Origin of the sequence: Streptomyces sp. NBC_00012 (assembly GCF_045040875.1) — a bacterium.
GTDB lineage: Bacteria > Actinomycetota > Actinomycetes > Streptomycetales > Streptomycetaceae > Streptomyces.
Map to the genome: position 1 here is coordinate 673534 of NZ_CP108310.1, position 13774 is coordinate 687307.

Below are 13774 nucleotides of genomic sequence, written 5' to 3' on the forward strand. Positions count from 1 at the left end.
ACCGTCTGCTAGGGACCCTCCGCGCCCCGCTCTGGAGGTCCGCCACCATCAGTGAAGAACTGCCAGAGACTGAAAAGGGCGACGAGTTGAGCAAGCAGGTACGCGATCTGTATGGAGAAGTAGCGGATCTGGTAGACCGACAGCAATAGGCCCAGGCGGCTCTGCCAGTAGCGCCGCTCGCCGCGGAACGTATCCAGGTCCAAGACGATGCCGGTGACCGTGAGAACCAGGAGCATGCTCACGGCGTAGAGGGCCAGGTTCGACTGCCCCTCCCGTGTGATCCAGTTACCGACGGCGTCGATCCCTATCGGCAGAGCGTACGCGGCAGCCAGGGGCAGACTTCGCACGGGACCGCGGCGTCCAGGAAGCCGCCGCCAGAGCGCGCCGAGCAGGAAGCCTGCTCCGGCCCATGTGATCTCCCAGTACACGGCGTTCAAGGCAATGCCGGGCAGGCCGAACTGTGTGTCGAGGGTCGTGGTCAGGAAATGCCCTTTGATGTTCTCGGCCCACACAAGCAGCACGCTGGCAGGCAGTCCTACGAGCGCGGCGAGTCGGGCGGCTCGCTGTCCGTTGGCCCACCAATCGTCACAGGGGCCCAGAGCGAGTGCCGCGTCGACGACCGAGACATCGACAGGCAGTCTGTCTGCGACACCGGTCGAAGCCCGCCAGCGGTGCAGGCTGCGCAGTTCATGTTCGTGGCTGCGCCGGTTGAGAGCCTCATCATCCGACTGTCCTTGGTCCAGGCGCCGGAGTTTGGCGTGGATCTCGCGGAACCGGCGTGCACGATCGAGCAGGTCGGGGCGGAGCGAGGGGGTGATGGCCGTGCTCAGGCTCTCACCGGAACGTTGCAGGGATCGGTCGAGCACGCCTTTGCCTCGACACACGGCGAGGACGAGTGCGAGGGCCCCCAGGTCCAGGAAGAACCACAGGCCGTTCAACGCCGAGGTGTCCACGAATATGCCTAGCGAAAGCCCGACCATCAGCGGGAAGAACAGCAGCATCCAGAACTCGTCGACGGGGCCAGGATCCTGCGGCATGGGCGTGGTTCTATGGGCTCGCGCCCGCAGGACGGCGAGGACCACAAGTCCGCTGGCTGTCCACCAGATGTAGCCGGTCCACCAGTCCTGGCTGTTGACGGCAAACCAGGTGAGGTCCGTGCGCAGTGATTGCACATGGTCCAGTCCGTAGCGGTTGTCGGCGTGCGAGCTGAGCCACGAGACACGCTGCCAGAACCGTTCACTGGTGCTGGCAGTAGCCAAACCGGTCACCGCGACGGCGAGCGCAAGCGCTGGTGCCGTCCAACGCAGGGACAGTTCCCGTGGCATGGACGGGCCGCCCGGACTCAACGGAGGGGCAGGGCGGATCAGGCCGACTGTGCGGGCGAGCCGCCAGATTGCCGCAGCACTCCCCAGAAGCAGGAAAGCAAATACGCACCCGGTCGCGGTGAAGAGAGCGAGCACCGCAGTGTCCGGCGAATACGGGGTCAGGGAGGTGTGCGCTGTCAGGCCGAAGGTCGTAGGGCTCAGGGCCGCCGCGATGCCTGGCACGGTGAGAATGACCGCAGCCAGCCAGATCGTGCGGCGCCGGGGCCGGCCGAAGGCGAAGAGAACCCAGCCCAGCGCCAGGTTGATCAGGAGACCGTGCTGCGCCTGCCGGTTGGCCCATGACCCCTCGTCGCTGTACTGCCGCATCACGTCGTAGAACACGTTGTCGCCCATGCTGAGCAGACTCAGGACGACGCTGATGGCAGCCCACCAGGTGGCTGTTCTCATGCGAAGCTCTTCGTCCGGTGACGGCGGACCAGACCTTCTTGTCCTTCGTACCGCGACGAGCAGAAACACCGCCGTCGGCCAGTGCCACGGTATGCCAGACGTGTCGTTGGCCAGACTGAAGCGCAGGCGTTCCTGCTGCGCCGCCCATGAGCGCTGCCAGGAGGGGTCCAGGCGCACAGACAGCTGCGGCATGTGCTGCCCGGCTTTCCGGCGCCAGACCAAGCCGTTCTTGTCGTCATTGCCCGACGGTCGGGGCTTGGCCGAGAGGATGCTGGAAGCACCTGGCCTCACGATGATGGTGGTCCAGCGGGCCTGAGCCAGGGCGGGCGGGTTGAGGGCAACAGTCCAGTGGTCCTTGCCTATGTTGATATCCCAGGGACCGACCCAGAGCATGCCTTGGCTTTCGGCCCAGCCGTATGTGTCGACCTGTACACGCACTCCACCCTTCTCTGAGGTGATCTCAGGGCGGTTGGATCGCCACTCGGTCGACCATTGGACCTGCCTCGCTTCGCCCCGCAGCAGGCACCGCATTGCTCGGCGATACTCCTCGGAGTCCTGGCCGAGCAACAGCCCGGTGGCATACGGCCACTTTGAGGGAACATGGACGATCAGCCGGCTCAGTATCTTGGTCTGGGTACGGTGCCTGTCGTCCAGTTCCACGGTGGCACTTACCGACGCTTCAGCCAGCTTGCTGCTCTGGCATGCATCGCCTGCAGCGTGTGCGGGCGCAGATATGGAAGCGAAGACCGTCCCGAGCAACAGCGCGAGGAGCACACCAAAACGGACGCCCAACTCGTTCCCCCAAGCGCTTAGTTGACGCTGCACCATGATGAATGGACATCATGGTGCACGGGACGGCATTCTCGAAAACAAGTGCCATGTGGCGCGGATCGGCGGTGTCCGGTCCGGCCCCGAACCCGGACATCACATGTCGGAGCATCCGCTCTTGCAGGTTCTGGATGTGCTTGCCGTCTGGACGCGCTACTGGTCGTCGCCGGCGCTGTTCGAGGCGCTCGCCGCCCTGTTCCTGATCCGGGGCAAACGCCGAGGAACCGGGCTCGCCTGCGCCATCATGGCGACCGACCTCGCCACCAACTGGTACGCGGTCCACAGCATCCAGCACAGCAACCTCGCCGCTCAGCCCGGCCTTCAACGATTGGCTGCCTTCGCCGCACTCGTCCTGGGGATGGACGCCATTCATCCGACGACACCTCACCGATTGAGATGGGCTCCGAGCAGGCGGCCGAACCGACAGGAAATCTCATGACCGGAACATCCACGACCGGCCGACGGCACTGCACCAGGATCGCGGCGACCGCGCTACCGCTCTATCTCACGATGGTCGCGTCGTCCGCCGGAGCGCTGGTGGACACCGCTCTGCTCGGCAGACACGCGACCTCCTCACTCGCCGCGTTCGCCGTGACGATCGCCGTCTACAGCCCGGCCACCGCCGCAGTCACCGGCGCCCTGCGCGGCGTCATGCCGTTCGTCAGCCGGCACGAGGACGATCCCGACATCATGGTGCCGCTGGTCCGCAACGGCATGTGGCTGGGATTCATCGTCGGTCTGCTCGGCGCCCTCGCCGTGGCCTGGGCGAGGGTCATCGGACGCGCTACCGGTGTCCCCGAGTCCACCCTCGACCGCCTCGGGGCCTTTCCCTGCCTGCTGGCCATCGCGGTGCTGTCGACGTCGGTGGGGGCCTCCGCGATCTCCGTCCTGGTCGCGCTCGGACAGGGAAAGCTCGTCATGCGGGCGGGACTCACCGGCACGGCCGTCGCTGTGCTGATGTCCATCGCACTCATCGCGGGCGTCGGGCCGGTACCGGCTCTGGGGCTGAACGGCGCGGGCATCGCCATGCTGGCGTCCAGCCTCGTCACCACCTGCCGGGTCCAACTGGCCCTGCACCGGCTCCCGGTGCTGGCCGGACGGTCCCTGCGTCCCGGCCGCCCCGACCTCCCGCGGGTGTTCCGGCTCGCAGGCGTCGGCGTCCCGCTCGCCGGAACCGTGCTGATCAAGTTCGTGGTGCTGGGCGTCCTGACCTTCGCCGCCGCCAGGCTCGGCACGGAACAGGCCGCCGTGCACGGCGTCTCCGAGACCCTGGTCAACCTGGTCTACACCCTCGCCGTGGCGATCGGACAGGCGACCGTCCCCATCGTGGCGGGCGCTGCACGCGACGCCGACGTCGCCGAGGCCCGACGCAGTGTCGTCGCCGGCGGCGGGGTCGCACTGTGCGGCGTCGGCACCCTGGGCATCGGCCTCGTGGTGTTCGGCCACTGGATCGTTCCACTCCTCAGCAACGACCCGTCCCTGCGGCCGCAGTTGGAGGACCAGCTTCCGCTCGTTCTCGCCGTCGTGGTCACGGACGCTCTGCAGGCGATCGCCGGCTTCGGCATGCTCGGCCTGAAGCGGACCTTCCCGAGCCTGGTCTCCACGGCCGTCTTCTTCGGTCTGCTGTGCCTGAGTGCCGTTCCGGTGGCCGACGCGGGCGGACTCACCGCCCTGTGGTCCGCACTGATCTGCGCGAACCTCCTGCAGGCGCTCACCAAGGCCGCCGCCTTCCACCGGCGCAGCGGACGCCTGGCCACCCAGCAGTCAGGTCTCACCACCTGACATCCCGTCCCTCTCCGACCGGAAGCGGTAGTGCCGCGCGCACAGTCCCCGGGCCGTGGTCTTCGCCGCGGGCATCCGGGCACGGCGCAGGCACCCTTGGGCGAGACGCGGCGCGGCGGCGAGGGCCTGAACGTGATGGAGTCTCCAACAGCGCAAATTCCGTGATCGCGTACGGCAAGTGCGGGGAGATCGGCTCGAACCGGCGTGACGAGCAGGAGATGTTCGTCCTGTGCCTGCGCATCCTGCAATCCGCCCTGGTCCACGTGAACGCCCTGATGCTCCAGGACGTCCTCGGAGTGCCGGCGTGGGCCGGGCTCCTCGCTCCGGCCGACCGGCGCGGCCCGGCCCCCTGTTCCGGTCTCACGTGCGCCCCTGCGGTGAGGTGAACGTCGACAAGGGCGCCCGTCTGCACCTCGCCGCAGCCGCTGTTCCCGGGCCTCGTACACCGGCGGACGCCCGGCGGCTGCCCGGTAACCCGGGCACCTGGCAATAGAGGTCGGCCGAAGTGGTGGCTGCGCAGGGTTCCCGTGATTGGCCTGAGCTTCTCAGAGGGCGGTATGTGACGTGACGTCGTGGGACGCGGCCAAGAAGGTCCCGGGCCGCAAGCGGGGACCGGCCGTTGACGTCCTGGGCCTGGTGATCGCGGTGGTGGTGCTCGCCACGGCCGATGCCCCTCCGCGGGCGCGGGCGGTGTGTGAGGCGATGAATTGGAGATAGCTCCCAGCAACATCAACAACGTCCGTCTGAAGCTTAAGCGGCTCGCCGAGCGGGGGATCCTGGCCGAGACCGAGCAGGGGCTGTTCGCTGTTCACCCTGCCACGGCCGTAGCCCCTCCCGCGGGCCGCAACCAGCCTGCTCAGCCCAACCGAAAGGCCAATCCGGGCATCACCTCAGGTGCCGCCCTCCGGGGGCGCTCGGTCGCGCCGATGAGCGGACACGTCTGCCGGCCCGCCGGGAAATCCCGTTGCGGGTGACCGGCATCGGCTGTCTGATTGATCGGTCACCGATCAAGGTAGGGAACATGAGGACGTCGCTGCCCACCCCCTCGTTGCACACCGCTCGCCTTCGGCTGCGTGCCTTCGAAGACGCGGATGCGAACGACCTCTTCGCACTGCACAGCAGCGCCTACGTGCTGCGCTACTGGGACTCGCCACCGTGGAGCGAACGCGTGCGCGCCGAGAAGTTCATCACGGCTTGCCGGCAGATGGCGCAGGAGGGCACCGGGGCGCGGCTGGCCGTAGATCGTGTCTCCGACGGGGCGTTCATCGGCTGGTGCAGCCTGAACAGGTGGAATCCGGACTACCGTAGCGCGTCGCTCGGCTACTGCTTCGACGATGCAGCGTGGGGCCACGGCTACGCGACCGAGGCCGCGCGCGCTCTGCTGCGGTGGGCATTCGACACGCTGGACCTAAATCGCGTCCAAGCCGAGGCCGATACACGCAACATGGCTTCCGCCCGCGTGCTGGAGAAGCTCGGCTTCGTGCGTGAAGGGACATTGCGGGAAGACTGCGTCGTCAACGGCGACGTCTCTGACTCGTGGGTCTACGGGCTGATCAGGCGGGAGTGGCAGCCGTCGTCCGAGCCGGTTCCCGCCCACTGAGTTCCGTCGCTCGGCACCCGGTATCGGCCAACCCCGAGCAACTGATCACTGCGCCTCATCCCCACACAACGGCGAACTGGATAGAGAGTTGCACACCGTCCTCTCAGACGTCGAGCGCACCTTCTGGGCGGTGGTTCTTCCCGAGCAGGGTGGCTATGAGGACAGCGCCGAGCATGAGGAGGACGGCAGCGACGGTGAGCGCGAACGAGAAGCCTTCCGTCGCGGCGCGCAGAGAGTCGTCGTGTCCGGTCAGCGCCTCGCGGCGACGCGCGGCCATAGCAACGAGCACCGCTACCCCCACAGCGCCTCCGACCTGTTGAACAGAGCTCAGGACGGCCGATCCGAGCCCGGCGTTCTCCTCGGTGGTGCCCGCGAGCGCCGCGACGGTCAGGGCGGGCAGACTCAGTCCGCACCCCAGGCTCGTGACGAGCATGCCGGGCAGTACTCCGGAAGCGTAGCCGTCTCCCGGTGCCACGCCGGACAGCAGCAGGAGCCCGGCCGCGGTGATCAGGAACGACATGACGAGGGCCGGTCGCGCGCCGAGCCTGATCACCGCTCGGGAGGAGAGCCACATGCCCGTCAGGATGCCGGCGCCGTAGGGCAGGTAGGCGAGGCCGGCCGTGAGCGGGCGGTAGCCGAGCACGGTCTGCAGATGCACCATCAGCAGAAAGGCCATCGCGTACATGGCGGCGGAGAACAGCAGCGTCGTCCCATTGGCGACGGCACGGAACCGGAAGGACAGGAACGACAACGGCACCAGTGGCTCGGCAGTTCGTGCTTCGACTGCGACAAAGGCGAGGGCCAGGAGCACGGCGAGAACCAGGGGCCCGACAGCAGCCGTGTCCCCCCAGTTCGACTCACCGGTCCGGAGCAGTCCGTAAACCAGTGACACAAGGGCACCAGTGCCCAGTACCGCACCGGGTACGTCGAGGCGTACCGCGCGCCCGGCCCGGCTCTCGGGGACCAGGCGCGGGAGCAGCACGACGGCAGCAAGGGCCACCGGCAGGTTGATCAGGAAGATCCAGCGCCAGGACGCAAGGCCGGTCAGCGCGCCGGAGATCACCAGACCCGTGGTGCCGCCCAGACCCGCGATCCCTCCCCAGATGCCGAACGCCTTGGCGCGCTCGTCGGTACCCGGGAAAAGAAGCGTGATCAGTGCCAGCGCGGCCGGGCTGGCCATGGCCGCGCCCGCGCCCTGGACGAACCGCCCGGCCACCAGTTGCCAGGGATCCTGCGCGAGCCCGCAGGCCAGGCTCGCCACACCGAACAGCGCCACACCGGTCAGGAAGACGCGTCTGCGGCCCAGCAGGTCGGCCATGCGACCGAACAGCAGCAACAGCCCGCCGAAGGCGAGGAAGTAGGCGTTGACGACCCAGGCCAAGCCCGCGGTGCTGAAGCCGAGGTCATCGCGCATGCTGGGAAGTGCGACACTCACCACGTTGTCGTCCAGGACGAGCATGAACTGCACGAAGCACAGCACCACCAGGGCCGGTCCACGGCGTCCAACGGCCGTGGCACCGACCCTGGTTGACATCGACGTCATGCCGTGAGTCCTGTCCTCGTGAGCGGCCCGTGCAAACTGCGACAGCGCCCGTGGCGCGGATGAATGATCGGCATAGGACGACGCTATGCACCCGCCGCGCCGGCCGCGATGCGCTACAAGGCCACGTCATATCGCGTTGGGGACATACGCTGGGAGGCATGACCGATGCCGTCGTTGGGGCCGTCCCGGCCGGGGTGGGTGCCATCGTCGTCGGGACTTTTCCGTTGGCGTCCGGGCAGTGGTTCGTCCCGCACAGCCACCCGCAGCACCAGTTGGCCTGGGCGCGGCGCGGTGTGCTCGGCGTCGCCGTCGACGATGCCTACTGGGTCCTGCCGCGCACACGGGCGTTGTGGCTGCCCGCCGGGGTCGTCCACCGGACCGGCGCGACCCGCGACGCGGTGCTGTGCAGCCTCTACTTCGAACCGGACAGATGCGACAAGGACTGGACAGATCCCACACCGGTCGGTGTCGACGGGCTGTTGGCACACCTGATCGCCTACCTCAGCCACGAGAACCTCCACGATGACGCGCGACTACGGGCCGAGGCGGTCGTCCTGGATCTGCTGCGCCCCCTGCCTGCCACGCCCATCGACGTACCGAGTCCCGCCGACGACCGCGTACGCGCCGTGGCCGACGCGCTGCTCGCCAACCCCGCAGACCCCCGCAGTCTTGAGGCACACGCACGGGCCGTCGGGGTGAGCCGACGCACCCTGACCCGGCTGTTCGTCCACGACACCGGCATGAGCTTCGACCGCTGGCGCACCCATGTGCGGCTGCGTGCCGCCCTCCCCCTCCTCGCTGAGGGCCAGCCCGTTTCCCGGGTCGCACACACCGTGGGGTACGCGACACCGAGCGCCTTCCTCGCGGCGTTCCGGCGCACCGTCGGCACTTCCCCCGGCCGCTACCTCGATGGCGACGCTTCGTTCGAGGCATCTGCCACGAGCACCCCGATAAATGACCACTGAAAGGGTTCGGACCTTGGGGAGCGGTGAGCGGGTTGCCTCGCCGTGATTACTGCGGACGGTAGGCCCGAGCAGCCGGGCCGAGGTCGTCAACGCCTGCCCCCCCGGGCCCAGGATGCGGCGAAGCCCGCAAGGAAGCGGCAACGCAGTCTCGCGCTCACCGAAGCAGGACGCATCCAAAGTTGCCGCTCGTCCCCCTCGCCCATGAGCCCCGGAAGGCCGTTCGCCGGGCTTGACCTCAATCACGGTTGATGTTGTGGGGTGAGTGGTGGCGGCGATCGCAGCCGCCACCTGAGCAATTCGGCACGGGGAAGGGCACCGTCATGACGCGCGAGATTCTCGTAGTGGGGACGATTTCGCCGGAGACCCGGACCGCGGTGACCGGTGTGGTCAAGGACCTGGAGAAGGCTTTCAACGCGAAGGACCCGGTTGCGCTGGGCGAGCAGTACACGGAACACGCCTCCTGGACCAACGCGAGGGGCACGCGTCTTGACGGCAGGGAAGCGATCGCCGAGTTCAGCGCCCCGGCGCTGAGGAGCTTCCTGCGCGACTCCTTTGCCCGGTACGACGTGGTCAAGATGCTGGAGATAGCCCCTGGCGTGATCGCGGTGAACGTGGTGCAGACACCCACCGACAGCACTGGCAACCCTGTCGACGGTCCGTGGGGAGCGACGCTCTATGTGGTCGCCGAGCAGGTGGACGGCTGGCGCATCGTGGCCGGGCAGAACATGGCTGTCGCCCCGCAGGCCGTGTGACACCCGGCCCTGATGCGGGCCTGCTGTACGGGGCCGATGGCCCGCGAGAACCCGCCCTCGGGTCCGCTTGTCCGGAGCCGGGGAGGGCGAACGAGTCGTACCGCAGGCAGAAGATGCGCGAGGGGGTGTTGTCGGCGCGGTGAGGATCGTGCGCACCGCGCACGGAAGGAATCCGATGAACCCCAGCACCTGCGCCCGCCTGTACGGGCCCCCGCAGCCGGCGCCGCGTCCCGGGCGGACCGGCGTCGTCGTGCCGGCCTGGGTGCTGTGGACACTCAGCGTGGCGTCGCTGGCCTGGCTGACGTTCCTCGTGGCCCTGACCGCGCTCTGGGGCGCTGTGGAAGGGGCAGCAGCCGGCGGCTTCGTCCTGCTGTTCGTGCTGATCGTCACCGGCGCCGCCGTCGCCCTCATCGCTCTGGCCTTCGCCCCCGGCGTGCGCCGTCTGCACCGGGCGGGCCGTCTGCTGGCCTTGCCGGGCATGGAACTGCCGTGCTGACGTGCTGACGTCGGGTCGACCAGCCACGTATCGCCCTCTGTTCGCCGTGCCACGCGCCGTCATCGACAGCATGCGCACCATCGGGGAGCCGGCGCTTGAAGCCGTCCTCGCCCACCGGTCCTCATGCAGGACCGCGAAGAGGTCAACGGGGGGGCGAACCCCGGTGCGCGGATCTGCCCGGTCGGAACAGAGGGGGGTTCCTGCAAATGGAATTGCGATGTACGGTTCTGCAATCACGCTTGCAGCACGCTGCATCTCGTACCAGGGAGCAAGACCTGTGTCCGCATCGCAGAACCACGACCCCGCCGACGGCGACAGCCAGTGGCTGGGCGACGCCCTGCCCGATGTACGGCTGTCCAAGGCTCAGGCCCGGGTCGTCGACGTCATCGTCCGCAATCCGCAGCTTTCCTCGTACGCGGAGATCGCGGAGATCGCCGAGCGGGCTGACGTGAACAGTTCGACGGTCGTGCGGGCAGCCCAGACGTTGGGCTACCGGGGCTGGCCGGATCTGCAACGCGAGTTGCGGGCCCGCTACTTGGTGCACATCTCCACCGAGGAGACCCTGACCGAACACGGCGAGCACCGCAGCCCGCTGCACGACTCGCTCACGCACGACATCGAGAATCTGCGCCAGACCCTGGAGAGCAACTCCGCCGCCGATGCGGAGGCGGCCATCGCCACGCTGGCCTCGGCCCGGTCGATCCTCGTGGTCGGGGTCGGCTCCTTCGCCGGCCCGGCAAGTGTCATGGCGCACCTCGGCTCCACGATGGGCTACCCCGTCACGCTGGAGAGCCGGGCCGGCGTCCATCTGGCGACCGCTGTCAACTGTCTCGGCCCGGGTGACGTGATCCTGGTCATCAACATGTGGCGATCCACGAAACAGGTCATCGTCGCAGCCGACGCAGCCCGTGCGGCGGGCGCCACGGTGGTGGCGATCACCGACATGCGGCGCGGCCGGCTCGCCACCGCCATCGCCCACCACCTGCTGATCGTGCCGTCGGAGGGCATCTCCTTCTTCCAGTCCGTCACGGCCGCCACCTCGGTGGTCTACGGACTTCTCGCCGGCATGCAGACGGCTCAGCCCGAGCGCAGCCGTGCCGTCATCCGCCGCACCCAGCAGCTCTGGAAGGACCTGGACGTCTACCTCGACTGAACCGCTCTCACCCTCACGCCGTGTGGACGTCCGATCCGGTCCGCACGGTCGGCGACACCCACCCCACAGCCCATATCGAGCGGCGCGCCCCACCGGCTGTCGCCGCCGTACCGCACACGCTCCCACGCCGCCCGATCGGTGGCGCCTTCGGAGCACGGTGGCCTACGCGCCTTTCAGCACACCTCTTCCACTGCCGCGTGCGAGCGCTGACCGCGCCGACGGGCCTGCCCCGGCTCGCCCCTTCCCAAGGTCTGCCGGGGCTCACTGAGAACCGTCTCCCCCGGGCCTGCCAGGCCCGTCTCCCCGGCCTGGCCACCCGTTTCCCCAACCTGGTCCGTCCCCCCGACCCGCCCAACCCGACCCAACCCGGCCCGACCCGGCCCGTTTCCATTTCCGTACATACGCATGTACGTCCCCTCGTGACAGGAGCACTGATGAGTAAGCACATCGCCGTCGTCGGCCTCGGCTCGATGGGCGGCGCCATGGCATCCGCCCTGCTGCGGGCGGGGTGGCGGGTGCGCGGATTCGATCCGGCGCCCGCCGCCCGGTCCGCCGCCGCGAAGGAGGGTGTGGAGGTCGTCGAGGACCTCCACCGGTTGGCCGGCACTCCCTACGTGGTCCTGTCGCTGCCTTCGGCCCGCGTGGTCGAGGCGGCCGTGCCCGCACTGCTGGCGCGGCCGGGCACGCTCGCCATCGTCGACACCACGACATCGGAGCCGGGCACGTCCGCCGAGTGCGCGGCCCTCGCGGCGGACCATGGCGCGGCCTTCGTGGACGCACCTGTCTCGGGCGGCCGTGACGGTGCGGCCGATGGCCGGCTCGCCGCGTTCGTCGGTGCCGGCCCCGACGCGCTCGACGCGGCCCGGCCCGTCCTGGACGCACTCACCGGCGGCCAGTACCGCCACCTCGGCGCCCCCGGCTCCGGAAACGTGGTCAAGCTCCTCAACAACGCCCTTGCGGCGGTCAACCTGGTCGCGGTCGGCGAGGCCCTCGCCGTGGCGAAGGCGTACGGCGTCGACCCCTCGTCCGCGGCGGCGGGCATCAGCGGCGCGTCCGGCGCCAGCAAAGCGTCCGCGGCCATGTACCCGGACTGGGTGCTCACCGGCACCTACGACTCCGGCTTCGCCCTGGGACTCATGGCTCGGGACGCCGCACTCGCCGTCGAAACCGCCGCACAGCGCGGTACGGCCACGCAACTGCTGGCCGCCGTCAGCCGCGTCTGGCAGGAGGCCCTGGCCACGCTCGGTCCCGACGCCGACTTCACCGAGATCGCCCGCACCGTAGCCCCCTCCCTCACCCCCGAAGGAGCCACCGCAGCATGAGTACCACCACCTTCCCGACGGATCCGAGCGCATCCGGCGCCGCCACCGCCCGTGCCGCTCTCGATGCCGCGTTCCCGCAGGGCCTGGGCTCGTTCGTCGACGGTCAGGTCGTCACCGGCGGCGGCGAGACCGTACGCCTCACCACCGCCGCGACCGGAGAGGGCTTCGCCGACTACGCCGACGCCGGGGCCGAAGGGGCCGACGCCGTGCTGGCCTCCGCCGTCCGCGGGGCCGAGGTCTGGGCCGCGACCGACCCGTTCGAGCGGGCCGCGATCCTGCGCGAGGTCTCCCGGACGATCGGCGAGCACACCGAGGAACTCGCGCTCCTGGAGTCCGCCACCACCGGCAAGCCCGTCCGCGACACCCGCGCCGAGGCGGCCAAGGTCGCCGAGATGTTCGGCTACTACGCAGGGTGGGCGGACAAGTTGCTGGGCCACACGATCCCCGTCCCGGGCAACTGGCACACCTACACCGAACGGATCCCCTGGGGCGTCGTGGTGGCCATCACCCCGTGGAACGCGCCCCTGTTCACGGGCGGCTGGAACTCCGCCGCACCACTAGCGGCCGGCAACGCCGTCGTCGTCAAGCCCAGCGAATTCACCCCGGCCTCAACACTGCGCCTGGCCCAGCTGGCCCACCGGGCGGGGCTGCCGGACGGTGTGTTCAACGTCGCCACAGGTCTCGGCGCCACCGTCGGCGCCGCCCTCACCTCGGACTCCCGGGTCGGCAAGGTGTCCTTCATCGGCTCGGTCGCCACCGGCCGCCGGGTGGCGGTCGCCGCGGCGGGCGCCGGTATCCCGACCGTCCTCGAACTCGGCGGCAAGAGCGCCAACATCGTCTTCGCCGACGCCGACCTGGACCGGGCGGCCGACGGCGCCGTGTCGGCCATCTTCTCCGGAGCGGGCCAGTCGTGCGTGGCCGGCTCCAGGCTGCTCGTGGAGCGTTCCGTGCACACGGAGTTCATCGCGCGCGTGGCCGAGCGAGCGTCCCGGCTGCGGCTGGGCGATCCCCTCGACCCCACCACCGAGGTCGGCCCCATCATCACGCAGTCCCAGTTCGACACGGTCACCTCGCTGATCGAGGCCGGGCTCGCGGGCGGCGCCCGCCGGGTGACCGGCACACAGCTGCCCGCCCGGCTCACCGACTCGGCACTGGCGAGCGGACGCTGGGTGGCGCCCACCCTGCTGGACGGGGTCACGCCCGCCAACCCGCTGGAGACCACCGAGGTCTTCGGACCAGTGGTCGGCGCCGACGCCTTCGACACCGAGGCGGAGGCCATCGCCCGCGCCAACGCCACGAACTTCGGCCTGGCCGGGGCGGTCTGGACCCAGGACGTCGCCCGCGCCCACCACGTGGCGCGTGCCGTGACGGCCGGCACCTTCTGGATCAACGCCTACAAGACCATCCACGTCGCCGTGCCCTTCGGCGGCTTCGGGGACTCCGGGCACGGACGCTCCTCCGGTCCCGGAGTGCTGGACGAGTACACGCAGACCAAGGCCGTCTGGACACCCACCCGGGCCGCCGGCGCCCCGTTCCCCTCACTGAGCTACTAGGAGGCACC

At 69.3% G+C, this 13774-nt stretch carries 12 protein-coding genes and 1 pseudogene; 11 read left to right on the plus strand and 2 right to left on the minus strand.

Going from position 1 to position 13774, the window contains the following annotated elements:
* Positions 1-8 precede the first annotated feature (8 nt).
* Complete coding sequence (locus OHA19_RS42560; RefSeq protein WP_405722503.1) at positions 9-2546, minus strand: DUF6185 family protein; 2538 nt, start codon at positions 2544-2546, stop codon at positions 9-11.
* 52 nt (positions 2547-2598) lie between these two features.
* Between OHA19_RS42560 and OHA19_RS42565 the strand changes: the two genes are divergently transcribed.
* From OHA19_RS42565 to OHA19_RS42585, 5 genes and pseudogenes are all read left to right on the plus strand, one after another.
* On the plus strand, positions 2599-3039 hold the full coding sequence (locus tag OHA19_RS42565) for a hypothetical protein (protein WP_331754491.1): 441 nt from the start codon (positions 2599-2601) through the stop codon (positions 3037-3039).
* Entirely contained in the window at positions 3036-4382 is a 1347-nt protein-coding gene (locus OHA19_RS42570; RefSeq protein WP_331749552.1) for an MATE family efflux transporter, read from the plus strand. The genes OHA19_RS42565 and OHA19_RS42570 overlap by 4 nt, the downstream gene beginning before the upstream one ends.
* Entirely contained in the window at positions 4274-4768 is a 495-nt protein-coding gene (locus OHA19_RS42575; RefSeq protein ID WP_405722498.1) for a Tn3 family transposase, read from the plus strand. Before OHA19_RS42570 ends, OHA19_RS42575 begins: the two co-directional genes overlap by 109 nt.
* A 181-nt stretch (positions 4769-4949) precedes the next feature.
* Positions 4950-5048 (plus strand): annotated as a pseudogene (locus OHA19_RS42580) (IS5/IS1182 family transposase); the annotation flags it as partial.
* Between the two features lie 355 nt (positions 5049-5403).
* A complete protein-coding gene (locus tag OHA19_RS42585; protein ID WP_331749546.1) occupies positions 5404-5982 on the plus strand; it encodes a GNAT family N-acetyltransferase in 579 nt (192 codons plus the stop codon).
* Positions 5983-6085: 103 nt separating this feature from the next.
* Here OHA19_RS42585 and OHA19_RS42590 read toward each other — a convergent pair whose 3' ends face one another.
* Positions 6086-7525 carry an MFS transporter gene (locus OHA19_RS42590; protein WP_331749544.1) on the minus strand — a complete coding sequence of 480 codons (1440 nt, stop codon included), beginning with the start codon at positions 7523-7525 and terminating at the stop codon, positions 6086-6088.
* A 158-nt stretch (positions 7526-7683) separates the two neighbouring features.
* Between OHA19_RS42590 and OHA19_RS42595 the strand changes: the two genes are divergently transcribed.
* From OHA19_RS42595 to OHA19_RS42620, 6 genes are all read left to right on the plus strand, one after another.
* Positions 7684-8490 (plus strand): helix-turn-helix transcriptional regulator, encoded by an 807-nt coding sequence (locus tag OHA19_RS42595; protein WP_331749542.1) that lies wholly within the window; start codon positions 7684-7686, stop codon positions 8488-8490.
* Positions 8491-8810: 320 nt separating this feature from the next.
* Positions 8811-9242, plus strand: coding sequence for an SgcJ/EcaC family oxidoreductase (locus tag OHA19_RS42600; RefSeq protein WP_331749539.1), 432 nt, complete (start codon positions 8811-8813; stop codon positions 9240-9242).
* Positions 9243-9417: 175 nt separating this feature from the next.
* The gene (locus OHA19_RS42605; RefSeq protein WP_331749535.1) at positions 9418-9738 is read left to right on the plus strand and encodes a hypothetical protein; all 321 of its coding nucleotides are present in this window, start codon (positions 9418-9420) and stop codon (positions 9736-9738) included.
* A 277-nt stretch (positions 9739-10015) separates the two neighbouring features.
* Positions 10016-10891 carry a MurR/RpiR family transcriptional regulator gene (locus tag OHA19_RS42610; protein ID WP_331749532.1) on the plus strand — a complete coding sequence of 292 codons (876 nt, stop codon included), beginning with the start codon at positions 10016-10018 and terminating at the stop codon, positions 10889-10891.
* 434 nt (positions 10892-11325) lie between these two features.
* Positions 11326-12213: an NAD(P)-dependent oxidoreductase gene (locus OHA19_RS42615; protein ID WP_331749530.1), complete on the plus strand. Its 888-nt coding sequence runs from the start codon at positions 11326-11328 to the stop codon at positions 12211-12213.
* Positions 12210-13766: an aldehyde dehydrogenase family protein gene (locus OHA19_RS42620; protein ID WP_331754494.1), complete on the plus strand. Its 1557-nt coding sequence runs from the start codon at positions 12210-12212 to the stop codon at positions 13764-13766. The genes OHA19_RS42615 and OHA19_RS42620 overlap by 4 nt, the downstream gene beginning before the upstream one ends.
* Positions 13767-13774: the final 8 nt, after the last annotated feature.

Coding starts and splice junctions, on each gene's coding strand:
- OHA19_RS42565 (WP_331754491.1), top strand. CDS start 2,599: ATGATGAATGGACATCATGGTGCACGGGACGGCATTCTCGAAAACAAG.
- OHA19_RS42570 (WP_331749552.1), top strand. CDS start 3,036: ATGACCGGAACATCCACGACCGGCCGACGGCACTGCACCAGGATCGCG.
- OHA19_RS42585 (WP_331749546.1), top strand. CDS start 5,404: ATGAGGACGTCGCTGCCCACCCCCTCGTTGCACACCGCTCGCCTTCGG.
- OHA19_RS42590 (WP_331749544.1), bottom strand. CDS start 7,525: ATGACGTCGATGTCAACCAGGGTCGGTGCCACGGCCGTTGGACGCCGT.
- OHA19_RS42595 (WP_331749542.1), top strand. CDS start 7,684: ATGACCGATGCCGTCGTTGGGGCCGTCCCGGCCGGGGTGGGTGCCATC.
- OHA19_RS42600 (WP_331749539.1), top strand. CDS start 8,811: ATGACGCGCGAGATTCTCGTAGTGGGGACGATTTCGCCGGAGACCCGG.
- OHA19_RS42605 (WP_331749535.1), top strand. CDS start 9,418: ATGAACCCCAGCACCTGCGCCCGCCTGTACGGGCCCCCGCAGCCGGCG.
- OHA19_RS42615 (WP_331749530.1), top strand. CDS start 11,326: ATGAGTAAGCACATCGCCGTCGTCGGCCTCGGCTCGATGGGCGGCGCC.
- OHA19_RS42620 (WP_331754494.1), top strand. CDS start 12,210: ATGAGTACCACCACCTTCCCGACGGATCCGAGCGCATCCGGCGCCGCC.